The sequence below is a fragment of the Roseivivax marinus genome (assembly GCF_900109705.1).
GTDB lineage: Bacteria > Pseudomonadota > Alphaproteobacteria > Rhodobacterales > Rhodobacteraceae > Roseivivax > Roseivivax marinus.
The window spans coordinates 264,596-281,442 of the sequence record NZ_FOAI01000004.1 but is presented as its reverse complement, the minus strand read 5'-3'; the positions used below and the strand labels follow the sequence as shown (position 1 = coordinate 281,442).

Below are 16,847 nucleotides of genomic sequence, written 5' to 3'. Positions count from 1 at the left end.
CCCAGAAACAGCTGCGCGAGGTCGAGGCGCGCATCGCGCGTCTCGAGGCGCTCAGGATCGAACTTCAGCGGATGATCGGCGAGTGCAGCGCAGATCGGGTCGCGGATTGCCGTATCCTTGAGGTCTTGCGCGATCACGAGGAATGCCTATCCGATCACGGGCAGGCCGAGGCGTGATGCCGGCGATCTTGGTATACCCGCTCGCAGCGCTTGCCGAGATCGCCGGATGCTTTGCCATCTGGACTTGGTGGCGCGGCACTTCGAGCCTCTGGCTGATCCCGGGCATTGGGACCCTTGCTCTGTTTGGCTGGCTGCTCGCACAGGTCGACGCCGGTTTCGCAGGCCGGGCGTTTGCGGCTTACGGCGGCGTCTATATCGCCGCTTCGCTGCTCTGGATGTGGGGCGTCGAGGGGCAGCGGCCTGACGTATGGGATTTTGCCGGTGCAGGCCTGTGCCTCGCCGGAGCCGTCGTGATCCTGGCGGCGCCACGCGCTGGGTGACAGAAGGCTATGATCGTCCTGACAGCGCGACGTGCAAGTGTCACATGGCACACCAGTTGCGAGGTCGGTTTCCACGCCGGCGGAGCTTCAGGCCGAAAATACGGGAAAGGTTCGAGGTCCGCCCCGACTATCGGGTCGTCGCGATCAGCCCAAAGAAGACATCCAGCAGCCAGCCTCGATGCTCCGGTCGCAGCCCGCATTGCAGTCATACGTTTGCTGCGCAACAGGTAACAAAGTGGGACCCGGGGCAAGCCGATATCGAAGTCGACGAACAGGTATCGCGCTTCCGAGCCCTACATTCTCATAAGTAAGTCCGCAGCACCTCTGCAATCGACGAGAGCCCTTCCCCGTCAGTGATGCACCACATCGCATTGGCAATGCTCGCCGCCGCTTGGGGGGACGCGCAAGCCTCCTTGATGATCTCAAGCTGCTCTTCGTCCAGATCCCAATGGGCAAGGCATGCCGGGAGGTCTTCCCCCTCCTCACCACTGTCTGCCCATTCGATCAGGTAGTATTCGACTTCTTTCAGTGTCATCGTTTGCTCGTAGTTCATAACGGTCTCCATTCTTGTGATCAGGAGATCGCGCCGTTTGCCGATGACGGAAACAATTTTTGTGGATTCGTTTGCCGCGCGTCATGTTGCGGTCAGCGCCCGCGGCCAAGGTGCCTATCGGCCCTCTGCGGTCATTCACAAGATTGGCCATAGCTGAATCGCAGCTTCCCCGAACCGGTCCTCCGCCGAACCTGCATCACCGCAGTCGTGGCCAGTAGTGTTTTCCCGGTCTAAGTTTCGTGCCAGTCTTTAATGGAGCGGCAGAGATCGCTCATAGCCATCCCGGTCCGCATTCCACTACTCAGAAACGGAATGTTTTCAGTGAACATCGGCTCACTTTCGCTATCCGCAACAAAGTGAATCACACCAGTTTCGTGGTCTTCGTCCTTAATAAATGTCCAGACGCCGAGATACTCGCCATCGCGCGTCACAACGTCACCGCGCTCGACGTGGCTGTCAAAACCAACGAGATTGATTGGGTATGTCAGTTCCATGACCGCAAGATACTATGCCACAACGAACATGCAACGCATCAGCGAACTGGCCTGGGCAACTACACGTTCACTTGCGGCCCTTTGGCGACATTCATGTAAATCCTCGCGCATGTCCGCTTCGATCTCAAACCGTGCCCGCGTTTGGTGGAGGCTCCTTAGTTTGGGCTCAGCCCCGCGTGGCTGAAACCAGCTTTGAGCTCCCTCCCCATATAGTCGCGACGAAGAGGCAGGGCCGTCAAAAAAAACACAGTAAATCGCCATGACAAATTCGGGTAACACGAGTCCCGGCGCTGCTTGCATGAAGTCCTTGCATGGCCCAGTGTTCATCTGTGATGAATGGAGGCAAAATGCGCGACAAATTTCCTTGGTATTTTCTTGAGACTAAAGATGTTGACGCTGCGTGGAGCGAAGGCATCCTTACGACCGACGCTAACGTTCTTCTTGACCTCTACCGTTACAACAAAGAGACGCGCGAAGCGCTTTTGGCTGCGTTAGAGAGTTTCAAGGGAAAGTTTTGGATATCGCATCAAACCTCAAAGGAGTTCATAAAGAATCGGCGCACAGTTATTGTTGATATGGCCAATGACTTTGACAAAGCGCAGAAGCCGGTTGCTGATTTAGAAAAAGAAATCCAAGCCGCGACGAAGGCAATTCGAGCATGTCGCGTCATCCCCAAAGAGCTGTGTGAGAGCTTGGAGAAAGAAGCTTTAGAAGCTTGCAAAAAAATTAGCGAGGGAATTAACAAAGAGCGAACCGACTCCCCAGATTTCGAGAAGACCGATGAAGTTATCGAGCGCCTTGAAAGAACTTTAGGAGGCAGTATTGGAAATCAGCCGGATGACATAGACGATCACCTGAAAGAGGCCGAACGAAGGAAGGCCAATAAAGTTCCGCCAGGTTATATGGATGGTGACAAAGATGGCTGGGGTTTCGCGGGTGACTATCTCATGTGGAAGCAGATACTTTCACATTGTAGCGAGGTAAAATCTCCTATGATCCTTGTCACTTCTGAGACTAAAGAGGATTGGTGGGAAAAGAAGAGCGGCAAAACCCTTAATCCGCGGCTTGAGCTCCTTCAGGAGGCGTTCGAGGAAACGGGGCAGAAGATGTTAATTTATCATACCGACCATTTCTTAAAGCTACACCAAGACCGTTCGGGCCAGCCAGCCAACGAAAGCGTATTGGAGGAAATCAGAGAATACTCACTGGCAAGGGAGCCGGCGGTCAGTGTAGTTCAGCAAGCTGCTCACGCTGACACTGTATCGAATACAGGGCTCCTAAGAATATCAATATCTCGGCCCGTTAGAAATTTTACGGGATCGGGTCGCTTTTCTCCCGAAATGTTTAGTTCTCCCCAGGTGATTGCAAAGCTCGTAGAATGCCCGGAAAGTGCGCCTGACGTTACAATCAGGGCGAATACCGGGACGACCTTTGATTTTAATGTTCACGTTCATAGCGGTGAGCGAGGTCGCGAACTTCCGGTTGGCGAGTATCTGGTGGAATACGCGGCGTCATGCAATGCAACCAACGCAGAATAAGGTGGCAACTTACCTGCCGAATAGTCCGGTTGTGTATTTTTTCAGTGGGTTCAATCCTGCATATTTAGCGTCTGCGAGGTAGCGGTCGCTCAATCTTGGCACAGCGAATGACCGCTTTCCGCCCTTCGTGACTGCGCCTGATCGATCCATAGTCCTTTCCTGATAGCGCGCCACCCGGCGTCGGGTGGCGCAAGCTCTCACAGCTTGACCAGTTCTCCGAACTCCCATTCCTGCGTGGTTCTTGGATGGAAGTCCCATCCGTGGGCAATTAGACGGTTGTTCAGATCGGCCGGAGCCAGCTTCACGTATCGGGCGACCATACGGTCATTGGCCCAGCCGCCACGCTTCTTCAGCGTGTCCATGATACCGATCTGGCAGAGAAACCACGTGGCCCACGTGTGGCGCAGGACGTAAGGCGTGACATCGGGCCCAAGACCAGCAGCATCGCGCACGGTATCGAAGGCCCCCTTGATCTGGCCGCCGCCACGATTTCTGATGACATACGGCTTGCCCTGAGGCGTCAGGAAGACCTTCCCATTTTTTGGAAGGTCGCCCATCAACTGCCACGCGCGCGGGGGGAGATGCACCCAACGGGGGCGGTAATCAGTTTTCGCCTTTTCGATCCAGACTTCCCCACTCTCGGGCCTTAGATGTGAAGCTTCGACCTCGAGCATCTCGCCGGGCCCCGCGCCGCCTGTGAGCATGAAAACGATCTTCTTCAGTGTCTCGCGGCGCGGGTCCCATCGTCCGACGACTTCTTCGCAGCTTGCTGCAACGAGCAGTTGCTCAGCCTCTTCGGGCGTCAGCCATCGTGTCCGAGGAACATCGCGCACCTTGACCTTGGTTTCCTGCCAAGGTGTTTTGGCGAACTTGATGACGGCCTTTACTGGCGTGATGAGCTGTCGGTGAACGGTCTGATCGGCCGCTTCCGCATATAAGACTTTCCTCAGACGCTGCATCACCTCGTCATCGATATCATCGATGGAGATGTCGCTTGGTATCTCTGCATCAGCGACAATGGACCGAGCAATGCGTTCTACAAAACGCGCCTCGTGCCCTTTATCGATGTAGCGGCCCGCAGCCACGATGAATGGCTCGGCCGCCGGCGTCGTCGGTTCGGCGGGCACCGGGGTCAGTGCCTCGGCCCAAGCCTCCTCGTAGAGGCCCTTGGCTACGCGGCTTGCGAGGGTTTTGTTGGTTTTTGGAATCTCGCGCAGGCGGCGTCGAAATCGTTTCCCGCGGACGGAGAAGGAGACGGTCCAGCGACCGGCTTCTTCGTTCCACGTCGGATCGTAGGCGTTTTGAGGTTCGGGCATTTCAGGAATTCACGAATTGCTTGGATGTGTTCTGGGTAGAAGACCCGGCGAGCGCCACGCATGTCGCAGTGGTCGATGTTTGCCGCGTCCAGCGCCTTCAGCAGGTCAAGAAAAGCACGGTCACAGTGACCGATCGCGCGGGCTGCTCCCTGTTGGTTCAGGGGCTCAACAGCCCAATCTGTCCAATTTTGTGCTTTCATGGCGCGATCTCGTCCGGCGATGCTGTTTATCCCGACCGGCAGTCGGGGCGGCGTGTCCGGAATGTTGAGTCGATTGCCGCAGGCCGGAAAAACTCAACGAAGTTTTTTTCGCGGCCAGCCTTGCGGAGACTGCACCCTCCTCATCAAACAGAAGAAAGGGCGGTCGGCTGCCACTACAGCTTAGTGCCAAGCGGTTGAGCGTGTGCCTTGGCGTAACGCGCTTGCTGCCGCCATCGCGGAAGCTTCGCAGGCGGCGTTGTCAACGCTGACGTGACTTCGTCAACGATGCGGAACAATCGCTCAGCGTGGCCAACCAGTGTGCTTGATGCGGCGTGAAACCTCGGCGGGTGCCGTCCTCCGAATTCTGGCCCCGGTCCAGCGATCGACTCTTGGTCCAGATGGTCAATGGCGTGCCGATGGTGGCAGCAGTCGGAGCGGTTCCGGCACGCCTTGCCCGCGGTGATCCGGCCGCAGGTGCGGGTCCTCACGACCCTCAAGCGAGCGGCGCCCGGAGGCCGGGCGCCGACTCTTATCAGCCGTCGATCAGAGCAGCCGCTTCGCGCACCGCGCGGGCGGCAGAGAGCGCGGCAAGGATCATGTCAGCGAGCAGTGCAAGCTCGCCGGCAACCTCAGCAAGCTGACGGGCCTCTGGCTCGCGATAGACGGCTTCGTATCCGCCGCGCACGTGGTTGTCGTCTCCCTGCCAGTAGACCTGCGTGCCCGCCTCGATCTGTAGAGAGAGCGCTGCGTTGAAGGTCTCGACGTCGTGCAAAGCCTCTTCTTCCAGGACGGCGCCGCGTTCGATGCGACGCACGATGCTGGCGGCGTGTGATCTGCGTGCCGGTGGCAGGAGCGGGATGACGATGTCATGCAGCTCTTCCGCGACAATGTGCGCTTGCATGAGCGCCAGCGCCGCGAGCCGCACGATCATATCGGGTGTGATCTCCGCCCCTTCGACGAGATCGGAAAGGCGGGGCAGCGTGCCAAATCTCATGCTCATGCCGCAGCCCTGCGATCGCTTTCGCCCTCGCCCACGCCGGCCTCGCGGCACGCCTCGAGCCGATCGTTGAGCTGATCCGCCAGTAGGCAGAGCTCCTCGACGCAAGCGCTGGCAGGGTCGATCGCCGCGAAGAGTTCCGCTTCGATCCGGGAAGGATCGTGGACGTGCTCCAGCATGAGCAGGTCCATAAACTCGTCGAGCGCCTGCATCGTGCGCCGCGAAGGCCCGCCGCGCTCCGCCAATCCATCGAGGGCGGTCTGCGCGAGCTTAATACCGGCGCTGCCGCCGAGGAGGCTGGCCGCATCGAGCATTGCGTCCTGATACTCGACTGCGAACGAGCGCAGCTCGTCGAGTGGGTTCGCGGGGACAGTGCCGAATTGCACGGCGTTTGGGGTAGTGTCGAACATGTTATCTCCCGATTTCGGGGGTTTCCGGATCGATGTCCGGGTCAAGCGGTGTTCGAACACCATTGTCGTCTTCGTTTGGGCCACGTGGAGCGTCTCTCAGTGTCGGCTTTCACCCGGAGGAGCCGACACTGAGAGACCCATCGCTCGCCTGTGCATACTCACGTTTCGCCACCTTTCGGCTGCCGTGGGTGCTGGTTTCAGAATCCGCCAGTCAATCCGTCTTCTTCACCCGGGGAAGGCGCCGAGAACGTCACCTGGCGGAATGTCGTCGGACGCGGTCCCGGACACCCTGGAGAGAAGCTCCATCTGCTCGTGAGCGGACATGCCGTCTACGACCGCGAAGAGCCGGATCAGAGTGACCGTGAAGAATTCGGCGACCTCATCCGCACTCCCCGGCTCTTCGGGTGCGACCGACCAAAGCCGCGCGCTGCCGAGCCAGGCTTCAAGCTCGCGGGTCGCAAGATTAGATACGATGCTCACCTTGCACCGGGTCAAATGCGGCGCTCCACGATCTTCAATCCCATCTCTTGTGTCTCGGGGACGACCCGGTTCTCGCCAAGAGGAACCGGGTCGTCCCGGAGACACTCTTCGCGTTAGCCGCGCTCCGTCGCACTGGGGAGTGGAGAGGGGACACCCCTCTCCTCGCTACCGATGTGCCTGTCGAATTATTTCGGCCACGAGTTTTGCGGTCGAACCGAACGGTCCGAGATCCTGATCACCACGTTGAACCAGATCACGGAGCGAACATGATCACCACCGGCATCCACATCCCCGCAAGCGTTCAAAAGAAACTGACGTCTGCCGTCGCCAGCGTTCATCGAGAGACCGAACGTCTCACGTTCGCGGACTTTCGAAACCGCGCGCGGGTTTGGGGCGGGCGGGACGGAACGCATCCCACCTTCTTCAGCATGACACTCACAAAGAGAGGCGCGGTCAAAGAGTTCGATACGCGCCTGCTTTCGAAGCCCGGACAGAAGTTCACTCCGCACGGCTTTGAGGCTGACGTGCCGATGTTCGGACCGGCAGACATGGCTGTTCGGAGGGTAATGCCCGCTCTGGCAGAATATCTGATTTACTTGGAGGTTGAATACCGGAAAAGCCACGGGCTTCGAGAAATGATCAAATGGACCGACGAGGATCTTCAGGTGGCGAGTAACATGCGCTCTCGGACCCCAGCCGAAATTCTTCGCTACTCTTACGATTGCGGCACGGTCAGCGAAGTCTTGCGCTCACTTCTTGCGGAGCAGGAAATTGGGCTCCGTGAGCGCGAGTCTCACCATGGACGCGTCGAAGCAACTTCACACAACATGTCATTCTTGGAGCGGTGTCAGAAGTCGCTCTCAGACGAGCGCCGCGCCGCCCAGTTGTGGTCCGAAGACCGGAAAGCTAACGGCTGGTGGATCGACACGTATTACACATACGACAACCGCTGCGAGGACGACCGTATCCTGATCGCCTATCGAGACATGAAAGGGTGGTGAGCCGAGAACTGCACCTGGCGTGGGGGGACAGTATCTACCCAGTCCTCCCCCGCACCATGCCTTTCGACTTTCTGACTACCCTGAGTTCCTCGCGCGGCGCTTCGATTGTATCTGGGTTTTCATATGTCTCTGGATCGATCCCGCTGTCGAACTCTTCGTGGTCGGCGGGGGTCGGACTTCCCGACTGCGCCCATTCAATAATCTCTTCGAACGATATCCCGGCCAGCGGGATGTCGACCGACTGCGCCTCGACAAGAGCGACTTCCGCTTCCGCCAGTGTTGTGGCCGCTGCGACTTTTACCTTTTCCTTTCGAGCGCGCTCCTTTCGGTCGCGTTCACGATCAGCCGCGATCCGGGCCCCCTCGTTCTCGAGCCTCGATTTCTCCCGCTCCAGGTTGCGAAGCTCCAGCCACGACTTCCATCGCCTCTCGTTTCGCAGTTTTTTCTCGGCATTCCGGACTGCGGCCATCGGCATGACCGGGTCGACAGGATGTTCTGCCGCTCGCGCCTTTGCGCTGTTGCGAGGCCCCAAGTGTTCCTGTGCTTCCATCCCATCCGGCGCGTCCCCCGCCGCTGCCATGGCCTCGTAGGAGCGCAGATCGATCCGTGCTGAGGAGCCGATCCTCTTCAGAGCCGCGTTGGTTCGTTTCTCCCATTCGCTTCGGATGTTCTTGACCACGTCACGGCCGACGATCTTCTCTTCGGGCTCCAGCCCATCGCGACGTTCCTCCGCGCTGAGTTCTCGCGGGTTCGTGCGGTCGAACTCGCGCGTCTTCTCACCGAAAGTGCCCGTCTCTTTGTCCACCCGTCTGACCGTCCATCGGATGTGAGCGTGGAAATTCAAATTCGTAAGGCTCGGATCGAGAAGGGCTTTCTTATACGCTTCTTTGCCAGCATCCGTGTTACTGGCCTTCCATAGCTGCTTGCCCGTGTCGGGGGCGTGAAAGTTCGGTGCGTGGATGACCCAGTGCGCAGCAATCTGATGTTGGTCCTTCAGCCAACAGCAAAATCCATGAACAAGCCGGCGCTGTTCGTCGAGCGGCAGCTCGACGGGCAGCGCTGGACGCAGTTCACGACCGACGCGCGCATTGATCCGGGTCTCACTTGCCTCGGCCGCATTCCACAGCTGTTCCGCTGTGCCTTCCCAGTTGACGAGGTCCTCGTCGAGAAGGCCCGGCAGACGGCTGTAATTATGGACGAGACCAGTTCGATGGTCGGTCATCCGGGTTCGCGCGGCATAGGCGGCAGCCTTGACGGACGAGCGCCCATCGGACCGCGAAAACACGTGAAGCGGGCAATGGCTCGCAGGATGAAGGCGTTGAGGTTCCATGAAGCGAAGATCGGGCCCGTGGCCGATCTCCGCTTCCTAAAAGCCCGCGGCAGGCGCGCGGCAAACCCCCGGTTTGCGTAACTGCGCCCTTCGACTTCGTCTCAGGGACCGGCGGGCGAGCCCGCCGGGTGGAATTTTTCCGGCTCGTAATGGAGCGAGCCGAACAAACGGGAACGACCTCCCTTGGACCGAAGCACCGAAATGAGGCTCAACACATGAACAAAATCGATGAAGAGATCGCGCGCAAGAAGGCGAAGATCTCGCAGACCCAACAGCAACTGAGAGATTTGGAGGCTCAGGCGGGGAAGAAGAGGAAGGAAGAAGATAAGCGCCGGAACTTCATTTATGGGAAGGCGTATTTGGCCGCCCTCGAGACACTCTCCAAGGACCAACGAGAGAAAAGCTTGCGTAGGGTTCACTCGCACATCGAGAGCAAAACAGAACGGAAGTTCCTGGGACTGGCGGAGCGTTCCCCATCTGATGATGGCAGCCCCACAGAAGTCTCGGAACCAGTTGCGGCCACCGGGAACCTACCATTCGCCGAGACTGACTTGGTCAAGCCACCCCAGGGCGACGCATGATTTTTCCCTGCTCGGGGCGATATTCATACCGATGCAGCGATTTATCCTGAAGTAGCTCGACGGCTTCATGGACGACGTCCACGGGGACGATGAACCACTCTCTGGGATGCACGGGCGTCCCGAAGCGATCTTGGATCGTGATGTCGAGGCGGCCTGGTGCGAAGAAGCGATGCAAGAGGTTTTCGAGCGCAACCCGGTTGATGTCGATGAGCTCGAACTTGGCGACAAGCTCGACATCCGCCATGAGGAACGTCGGCTCCTTCGCAGCATTTGCGCACCGCCGCTCCACCTGGCCGCCCGTCACACCGATCTTGTGAATCACCTCCCTATTCGCGGCGACAGTTGGATGATCGGAGAGGCTGCGCAGGACGTAGATGGTGCCCGTTTCGCTTCCACCGCCTTCAACCGAATTGTTGAACAAGGGACCCGCATCGGGATCTGTTATCCGCCGCCCTGACGGGTCTTGGGTCAGGGCCTTCTGGAGAGACCGGGCAAGCAGGTTACTCTCGGTCCCGTTGTCGAAAATGACTCGAAGGCGGCTGTCGCGATTGCCGGACTCGTTCGTAAAGAAATCGCCGGCATGGGCAACGTAGGCTGTCATGCCGTCCACGATGAAGAAGCGCCCCGGTTCGATCTCAGACTTACGCTCAAACTTCAGCGTCTGCCGCACGCCCTCCGCGATGTCGCTTCTGACTGCCTCGAACAGAGGCTCGAACTGATCGAAGTCCTGACATGTCTGGCGGCTTGCGATGTCTTCGAGAGCGGCGCGCCTTTCGGCATGCGATCGCACGTGCTTCAGGTCTGTGAGACCTGATTCATCCGCGGCTCCGACGCCCAGAGATGCGAGCAGATCATCATCGTCGAGCTCTGATGCGTCGGTCTGATCGGTGCCCTCTTCCCGCTCGAATGAAAGGAGACCCTGGGTATCCATCTCGCCGAGAAGAGCCTTGCAATCGGCTTGGTCGCGAAGTCGGTCGAGACGCACAGCATAGAGACGCTCGAAGATATCTCGGTCTGCACCGTGTTGCGGCGGACGCCCGTGGTCTTCGACAAATTTCTGAATGTCCTCGAATCCAGCTATGATCCGCGCTTCACGCGGGTTGGTCCCGATCGTCTTTTTCTCGATCGGATCGACGCCCAGGTCTGCGAGAATGTCGAGATCAGATCGTTCAGCCATTTGCCGCCGCCTTGCGCTGGAGGAAAGCTACACCCTCGGCCATCTGGCGCTCCCACGCATCCGTCGACGTGATGGATGGGAGGCGGCCGCGCTCCTGCTTGAAGCGCACGGCGCGCTCGGCGAGCATCCGTGCTTCTTCGTAGGTCAGGTTGATGCGCTTCTTCGCGATGATGGCGGCGACCTCTTTGAGCGTTCCTTCGTCCATGGACTTCGCGAGAATGGCGCGGGCGGTCTGGAAAGGGTTGATCCGGTCGATGAGATCGATCTCGAGTTCTTTCACGTCCGTCACGTATCGCCTCACACCGTCGATTAACGCGGTGTTCGCTTTCGGCTCGTCTCCAGGCTCATGGGCAGGAGCATTCTTCTTCCCCTGCTGCGTCATCGCGATCGCGGCGACGGCATGTTGGCGCACTGCCTCCCGATCCTCGTCAGACAGTTCGGGATACTTATCGGCGACGATGCGACCCATCTTCAACTGAGTGAGATCTTCTGCCGGAGTCTCCTCGTCGAAGACACCACGCTCGACCGTCTGTCGGTCCTGGACGAAGGCCGCAAGGACCTCGTTGATGTCCCGCTCACAGATGCGTTTGGCCTCGTCGCTCTTCGGCGGAACGAGACCGGAGATCTCCATATGGAATTGACCAGTCGCCTCGTTGAAGCCGACATTGGTCTTACCGTCCTCGTAACCGCTTTCGCCGTAGTCAAACCCTTCTTTCCTGCCCGACGCCTTGGGTGTGAAAGTGAATTTGGGAGCCAGCACCTGCTCCATGAGAAGGCTTGCCGCGATGGCCTTCAACGTGTCGTTGACGGCCTCGTTCACCGTCTCTTCCGACGCGTCCGGCTCGGCGATGAGGTTCGTGAACTGTGCTTTGGCCTTCCCTGGGGCATCGCGTGTTGCGCGCCCGATGATCTGGACGATCTCGGTCAGCGACGAGCGATAGCCCACCGTGAGTGCGTGTTCGCACCAGATCCAGTCGAACCCTTCCTTGGCCATACCGAGCGCAAGAATGATGTCCACATGATCGCGGTCATCGGCATGGGCTGGATTTTTCAGGGAGCCGATGACCCGGTCGCGGCGCGCCCCATCATCGTCGACAAGGTCCGCCACCTTCAGAACCCGGCCATCCGATCGCTCGACAAGCTGAAACCCGGTCGCGGGGTCGGTGCCTTTCCATGTTCCGAGGGCTTGCATGACGTCTTCGGCCTCGCGGACCTTGTCGCCCAGGCTCTCTCGGGCGTTCACATTCGGGATGTGGACGATCGTCTTGCGATCCGGGTCCAGCACCTCGGAAATCGCATCGATGTAGCGGCCGGAATAGAAGTAGTAGCCGATATCGAGGGACTTTAGGTAATCGTAGCCGTTCAGCTGCTCGTAGTAGGTATAGGTTACGGTCTCGAACCGCGCCTCGTCCTCCGGCATGAGCACGGCTTCGGCATCGCCCCGGAAGTAGCTGCCGGTCATCGCTACGACGTGGACGCGGTCCCGTGCCATGAAGGCCCGAAGGTGCGCGCCAAGTTTGTTATCGGGATTGGCACTGACATGATGAAATTCGTCCACCGCAATCAGGCGATCATCGAAAGCTTCCACGCCCATCTCGTCCACGGCGAAACGGAAAGTGGCGTGGGTGCAGACGAGGACCTTGTCATGGCTCTCCAGAAACGCACGGACGGCAGCCACCTTGCCCTTCGCGACCTGCGGATCGTCTGCCCCGGGGGCATTGCAGAGGTTCCACTGCGGCGCCACGGTCCAGTCCGCCCAGAACCCATGGCGCGACAGCGGAGTGTCCTTGAATGAGGCTCCGATGGAACGCTCTGGCACCACGATGATCGCCTGTTGCAAGCCTTGGTTCGCCAGCTTGTCGAGGGCGATGAACATGAGGGCGCGGGACTTGCCCGATGCGGGGGGCGACTTGATCAGCAGATACTGCTCACCGCGCATCTGGTAAGCGCGCTCCTGCATGGCACGCATGCCGAGCTCATTCGATTTCTTCGAGGCGCCGGTCGCGCCATACTGGACCGAGACAGAAGGGGCGGTCTTCACGTGGTCAATCATTTGAAGATGCTCTCGGCTTTTTTGAAAGGGACCGATGCGACCGGCGGACGGCCAAAGACGCTGACTTCGCGGATCATTCTCGGGAGGACATTGGGAATCTCACTTGACGGCATTTTCTTTGACTGCGTCCCCATCGTCCGTGTGTAGTTGGGCCAAAGGCTGGGAATGATGCCTTTCATCATGGCGCGGCGCGACGGATCGGCTTCCCAGGCCTGAACGACCGGCACAGCGTGAAGGTATTCGCTATCATTGGCACGGCGCTGCTGTTCACCGGCGGCGTTGCTGTAGTCTGTCGCAAGAACCGGCTTTCGTTCAAGGCGAAGGATTCCACAGAAGCGCCCTTTCCAATCGGGATGACCGTCTTGCTGTCTGATCCAGACAACAACAAGTGCGCCATCCTCAATCTCATCGAGGAACCGATCGCGGATCTCTTCGGACGGAAACCCCATGTAGCCTTGCTCATCCGGAGCGAAATGGCCGAACGGGCGCAGCCAGACCTGGCCTCGGTCGATAGCCTCTCGCGGCGATATCACGTGGCCACCTCCTTAGCTTTCTCGGCGCGCCACGCGTCAAGCTCAGCTCTCTCCGTGTCGAACTTCTGTATCGTCTTCCCAAGAAAGGCGGCAGGGTCCCATTCCGTTGTCATGTGTATTCCACTGTTTGCGGAGATCCGAAATCTTCTGCGCAGCTCCCCAACAATCTCAAGGGCTTCAGCACCCAGCCGTGCATATCCTTCCTGACGTGCGTCGAAATAGTCTTCGTAATAAGGTGGCGAAGCACCTTCGACGGACATACCAATGTAGCGGTTCGTCCGCCTTGCTTTGTTTGGAAGGGCAACAATTCGATGCACAATACCCTCATCAAGACTACGCCATACGATATCGTCCGGAAAATCCAGTGGACTTGGTGTCTCTTCTTGCGCCTCGGCATATTCTTCGCCGTTGTCCGCCCTCCCGGCTGGCCGGCCATAGGCCGTTCCGTCATCGTAAACGATGTCGATGCATCGGTCCGCGTAAGCTTCAAGAATACTTATCAGACGGATTGCCGAGTATGAGCCTTCTTTGTAGCGCTCGCGGTAAGAGGTCCATAGGTCCTTAAAGACAGTGATGAAACTACCAACGAGGACGCCGGCGAATCCGATAATCGCCTCATTCAAGATGCCTTCTCCTTCTTCGCAGTCATCTTGGTATACATGTCAAAAAGTTTCTCGAGGCGTTCGGTGTCGTTGCGAAAGCGGCGGCCGATGTAGATGCGTTCGAGGGTTTCGTCGTTGCGGTCATGGGCGGCGCGGAGGTCGTCGGGCATCTTCTCGGGATCGTAGAGCTCGGCGATAGTGGCGGGGAAGTGCGCCTCGCGGGCGAGCAAGATGTCCTCGGCACATCGGGTGAGGTTGGCCTTGTCGGTCTCGGTAAGCTTCGGAACTGGGAGAGTGTTCCAAGCCAGATTTGCAGAGTAACGGAGGTTGTCCCCATGCCGACCAGAAGTAGCAGCTGCCCATTGCAAATGGAGCCTGGAGCTCAAGACCGCCAAGTCGATGAGTTCAGCGTTGTATATAGCGTAGGCAAGGTGAGTATAGACAATTTCCGGCCCCTCATAGCCGACAGGGTAATTCACACGATCAACCCGAGAGCGTTGCGGCACGATTATCTGGTAGCCCTGAGAGCGATTTTGATACCGGAAACGGTAGGGAATATGCGCGATGCTTCGAGCGACCTCACCACCACCGGATCGATATTCCTCAACTGCCTCAATCCTCAATCGGATTTCTGGAATCTTTTTGGCTTCTTCAACATTGTCTCGGGTAATCCAAATACACCACCTTAGTTTTCCGTCTGTGAACTCTTCTGTGCCTGAGACGCGCCGTATGAATGATTTGGCAGCCGGCGCGTTTCTAAGTAGAGACGCCCGTTCATCTGCATCAAGAAACAAGTGTCCCTGATCGTATGCGGCATTTCCTGTTATCATTGGGGATATCGTGCTGATTGGTGAACTTCTTTTCTCAACGATAACGTCGTCGGTTGGAGCAAGGTAAGCGTTGATGTTAGTTGCGGTCTGACGAACCGAGCCTTCGAACAGAAATCGATCCCTCTTCCTATCCTTGCTAACGCCTACAATATTGCAGTAAACACCGGCATTGTTCTTCGCATTGTTAGACCATTTGAACGGAAGATGCGCAAATACGATGATTGCGCCCTTATCCTGCATGAACTTCCAAAATCCAGGAACGTGCGTTCCTTGATTTATTGAACTGGTCGAAACAAGCGCGAAGGCGCCGTGAGCTCCTATATTCTGCAACGCGACCCAGAGAAATGCTGTGACGTAGTCGAGGTTCTTGTAGTTTATCGCTTTTCCGAAAACCTGCGCCATGTCCTTCTTCTGATCGGCTGTTTGCTTCTTACCGCCCAAATATGGCGGATTTCCGCAAATATACGTCTCCCACTCCTCACTGCGGCCCTCCAAGTTCAGCCGTCCCGTCGGTCCGCCCAAATCCTGCTCCTCGGGTTCGACCGTCACCGGCGGGCAGACCTCCGCCCAGTCGATCCGCAGCGCATTGCCCGTTACGATGGTCCCAGTGGCGTGGAGCGGCAGGACGAGCGCCCGCGCCTCTGTCTGACCGATGAAGCGGACGTCGCACTGAAACTCAGCGATCAGCAGCGACAGGCGGGCGATCTCCGCGGCGAAGCTTTTGATCTCGATCCCGAAGAACTGGGTTAGAGAGATGGCCGATCGTTCCAGCGCCTCACCCCGGCGGCGCATGATCTCGTCCTCGATCTCGCGCATGCGGATGTAGGCGATGACCAGGAAGTTCCCCGATCCGCAGGCCGGGTCGAAGACTCGGACGCGCGACAGCCGCTGGCGCAGATTGAAGAGCTGGCGTTTGTTCGTTTCCGCCGCTTCCAGTTGCTCGCGCAGATCGTCGAGGAAGAGCGGGTCCAGCACCTTCTGGATGTTCGGGACTGAGGTGTAGTGCATCCCCAGCTCACCGCGTTCATCCTTGTCCGCGACAGCTTGGATCATAGATCCAAAAATATCCGGGTTGATGGTTCTCCAATCGAGCTCACCCGCGCGCAGCAGGTAGGCGCGGGACGTGCGCGAGAATGTGGGACAGCCAATGTCGTCGGCGAAGAGACCTCCATTCACATAGGGAAACTTGTCGGCCCAGGAGGGAAAGCCCGGACGGGCGCCGCCGTCGGGCGCCCTGGTATTCATCGCGCCGAAGAGACGCAGCAGGACGTCGCGGGTGTTCGAGCCGTCGGCCTCGGTCATGGTTTGGACGGTCGAGGTGAAGAGGTCGTCGCCTTGGAAGATGCCCGTGTCCTCTGCGAAGAAGCAGAAGATCATGCGCGCCATGAAGCGGTTCAGGTCGCCACGCTTGTCAGCGCTGCTCCAGTCGGCGTTGTCTTTCAGGAGCTGGACGTAGAGGCGGTTCAGGCGCGAGGTCGCCTTGATGTCGATCGGGTTGTTCTTGACCTCGGCGACGGTCGAGATGCCGGCGAGGGGCAAGAAGAAGCCGAAGTTGTTGCCCAGTTCATCGAAGCGGCAAGACAGGACCTCGCCGGAACCGATTTCCTCAGCCTCCACCTGAGCGCCGTCGGTGGCCAGAATGAATTTGGCCTTCTGGCGATCAGTCAGCGGGCTGGCCTTGAGGCGGGCCAGGACCTCGACGGTCTGACCGGGATCGGCGACGGCGATGTGGATGTTGCTGCGCTGGAGGACTCCGCCGACATCCGACTTGTTCGTGTTGCCAGTGCGGAGGCGCTTGACGGTCGCCTCCTTGTTGCCGAAGGCGGCCAGGAAACTGAACGGGAACTCGCCAGGGTCGAAGGGCGCGTCGGCCAGCGCGGATACGGCTTCCTCGATCTCGACGGCGTTCATGTGCTTGATTCCCCCTGCTTTCGTTTTCCGCGAGGATTGCATCATCGCAGGGACAGATGCCATGGCTACTCGACCGCCCGCGCGTAGTTTCGGGTCAGCCGAACACGCCGTCGACGTCAGCCATCCCATGTTTTTTGCCAGCTCCAAGGGCTTCTCCCTGGGTTCTATGGTGCCATAGGTTCCGCAGGTTCCCAGACCCGGATTGTTACGCTTAAACAATGCCTTGCATTAGATCCGAGGACAGGACACCGGAAGCTCCGCCATAAAGCGCGGGCCGAGAGGCCGAAACAACGGGGTTCGAGCACTCGAAGCGCGGATTTCCGCGACGCACTCCGTGGGCGA

General features: G+C 58.6%; 16 protein-coding genes and 1 pseudogene. 5 read left to right on the top strand and 12 right to left on the bottom strand.

Features of this window, described 5'->3' with window-relative positions; translation table 11 throughout:
• Both BMX29_RS19575 and BMX29_RS07525 read left to right on the top strand, forming a co-directional pair.
• Window positions 1-176, top strand: a pseudogene (locus BMX29_RS19575) (MerR family transcriptional regulator); the annotation flags it as partial.
• Window positions 176-499, top strand: a complete 324-nt coding sequence (locus BMX29_RS07525) for a YnfA family protein (RefSeq protein ID WP_092811611.1) — start codon at window positions 176-178, stop codon at window positions 497-499. The pseudogene BMX29_RS19575 and the gene BMX29_RS07525, both read left to right, overlap by 1 nt.
• Window positions 500-800: 301 nt before the next feature.
• On the opposite strand, the gene BMX29_RS07520 is transcribed toward BMX29_RS07525, so the two are convergent.
• Both BMX29_RS07520 and BMX29_RS18780 read right to left on the bottom strand, forming a co-directional pair.
• The gene (locus tag BMX29_RS07520; protein ID WP_139196956.1) at window positions 801-1,052 is read right to left on the bottom strand and encodes a hypothetical protein; all 252 of its coding nucleotides are present in this window, start codon (window positions 1,050-1,052) and stop codon (window positions 801-803) included.
• Between the two features lie 230 nt (window positions 1,053-1,282).
• Window positions 1,283-1,546 (bottom strand): hypothetical protein, encoded by a 264-nt coding sequence (locus tag BMX29_RS18780; protein ID WP_139196954.1) that lies wholly within the window; start codon window positions 1,544-1,546, stop codon window positions 1,283-1,285.
• 347 nt (window positions 1,547-1,893) lie between these two features.
• Here BMX29_RS18780 and BMX29_RS18775 point away from each other — a divergent pair, with 347 nt between their 5' ends.
• Window positions 1,894-3,084: a PIN domain-containing protein gene (locus tag BMX29_RS18775; RefSeq protein ID WP_139196952.1), complete on the top strand. Its 1,191-nt coding sequence runs from the start codon at window positions 1,894-1,896 to the stop codon at window positions 3,082-3,084.
• Window positions 3,085-3,281: 197 nt separating this feature from the next.
• Here BMX29_RS18775 and BMX29_RS07515 read toward each other — a convergent pair whose 3' ends face one another.
• The 4 genes from BMX29_RS07515 to BMX29_RS07500 all read right to left on the bottom strand — a co-directional run bounded on the left by BMX29_RS07515 (window position 3,282) and on the right by BMX29_RS07500 (window position 6,487).
• On the bottom strand, window positions 3,282-4,400 hold the full coding sequence (locus BMX29_RS07515; protein WP_092811607.1) for a tyrosine-type recombinase/integrase: 1,119 nt from the start codon (window positions 4,398-4,400) through the stop codon (window positions 3,282-3,284).
• 732 nt (window positions 4,401-5,132) lie between these two features.
• Window positions 5,133-5,594 (bottom strand): hypothetical protein, encoded by a 462-nt coding sequence (locus BMX29_RS07510; RefSeq protein WP_092811605.1) that lies wholly within the window; start codon window positions 5,592-5,594, stop codon window positions 5,133-5,135.
• Window positions 5,595-5,596: 2 nt separating this feature from the next.
• Window positions 5,597-6,007: a hypothetical protein gene (locus tag BMX29_RS07505; RefSeq protein ID WP_139196950.1), complete on the bottom strand. Its 411-nt coding sequence runs from the start codon at window positions 6,005-6,007 to the stop codon at window positions 5,597-5,599.
• A 225-nt stretch (window positions 6,008-6,232) separates the two neighbouring features.
• Complete coding sequence (locus tag BMX29_RS07500) at window positions 6,233-6,487, bottom strand: hypothetical protein (RefSeq protein WP_139196948.1); 255 nt, start codon at window positions 6,485-6,487, stop codon at window positions 6,233-6,235.
• Window positions 6,488-6,753: 266 nt separating this feature from the next.
• Here BMX29_RS07500 and BMX29_RS07495 point away from each other — a divergent pair, with 266 nt between their 5' ends.
• Window positions 6,754-7,488 carry a hypothetical protein gene (locus tag BMX29_RS07495; protein ID WP_092811599.1) on the top strand — a complete coding sequence of 245 codons (735 nt, stop codon included), beginning with the start codon at window positions 6,754-6,756 and terminating at the stop codon, window positions 7,486-7,488.
• A gap of 34 nt (window positions 7,489-7,522) precedes the next feature.
• On the opposite strand, the gene BMX29_RS07490 is transcribed toward BMX29_RS07495, so the two are convergent.
• Complete coding sequence (locus BMX29_RS07490) at window positions 7,523-8,818, bottom strand: MobA/MobL family protein (protein ID WP_092811597.1); 1,296 nt, start codon at window positions 8,816-8,818, stop codon at window positions 7,523-7,525.
• A 215-nt stretch (window positions 8,819-9,033) separates the two neighbouring features.
• Here BMX29_RS07490 and BMX29_RS07485 point away from each other — a divergent pair, with 215 nt between their 5' ends.
• Complete coding sequence (locus tag BMX29_RS07485; RefSeq protein ID WP_092811595.1) at window positions 9,034-9,399, top strand: hypothetical protein; 366 nt, start codon at window positions 9,034-9,036, stop codon at window positions 9,397-9,399.
• Here the strand turns inward: BMX29_RS07485 and BMX29_RS07480 are convergent.
• The 5 genes from BMX29_RS07480 to BMX29_RS07465 are packed head-to-tail and all read right to left on the bottom strand — an operon-like array spanning window position 9,374 to window position 16,652.
• Window positions 9,374-10,576, bottom strand: coding sequence for a GIY-YIG nuclease family protein (locus tag BMX29_RS07480; protein WP_092811593.1), 1,203 nt, complete (start codon window positions 10,574-10,576; stop codon window positions 9,374-9,376). The two genes, BMX29_RS07485 and BMX29_RS07480, sit on opposite strands and share 26 nt — an antisense overlap.
• The gene (locus BMX29_RS07475) at window positions 10,569-12,629 is read right to left on the bottom strand and encodes a DEAD/DEAH box helicase (protein ID WP_092811591.1); all 2,061 of its coding nucleotides are present in this window, start codon (window positions 12,627-12,629) and stop codon (window positions 10,569-10,571) included. The genes BMX29_RS07480 and BMX29_RS07475 overlap by 8 nt, the downstream gene beginning before the upstream one ends.
• The gene (locus BMX29_RS07470) at window positions 12,626-13,162 is read right to left on the bottom strand and encodes a hypothetical protein (protein ID WP_092811589.1); all 537 of its coding nucleotides are present in this window, start codon (window positions 13,160-13,162) and stop codon (window positions 12,626-12,628) included. Before BMX29_RS07470 ends, BMX29_RS07475 begins: the two co-directional genes overlap by 4 nt.
• A complete protein-coding gene (locus BMX29_RS18770) occupies window positions 13,159-13,785 on the bottom strand; it encodes a hypothetical protein (protein ID WP_139196946.1) in 627 nt (208 codons plus the stop codon). Before BMX29_RS18770 ends, BMX29_RS07470 begins: the two co-directional genes overlap by 4 nt.
• The gene (locus tag BMX29_RS07465; RefSeq protein ID WP_244889174.1) at window positions 13,782-16,652 is read right to left on the bottom strand and encodes a class I SAM-dependent DNA methyltransferase; all 2,871 of its coding nucleotides are present in this window, start codon (window positions 16,650-16,652) and stop codon (window positions 13,782-13,784) included. The genes BMX29_RS18770 and BMX29_RS07465 overlap by 4 nt, the downstream gene beginning before the upstream one ends.
• Window positions 16,653-16,847: the final 195 nt, after the last annotated feature.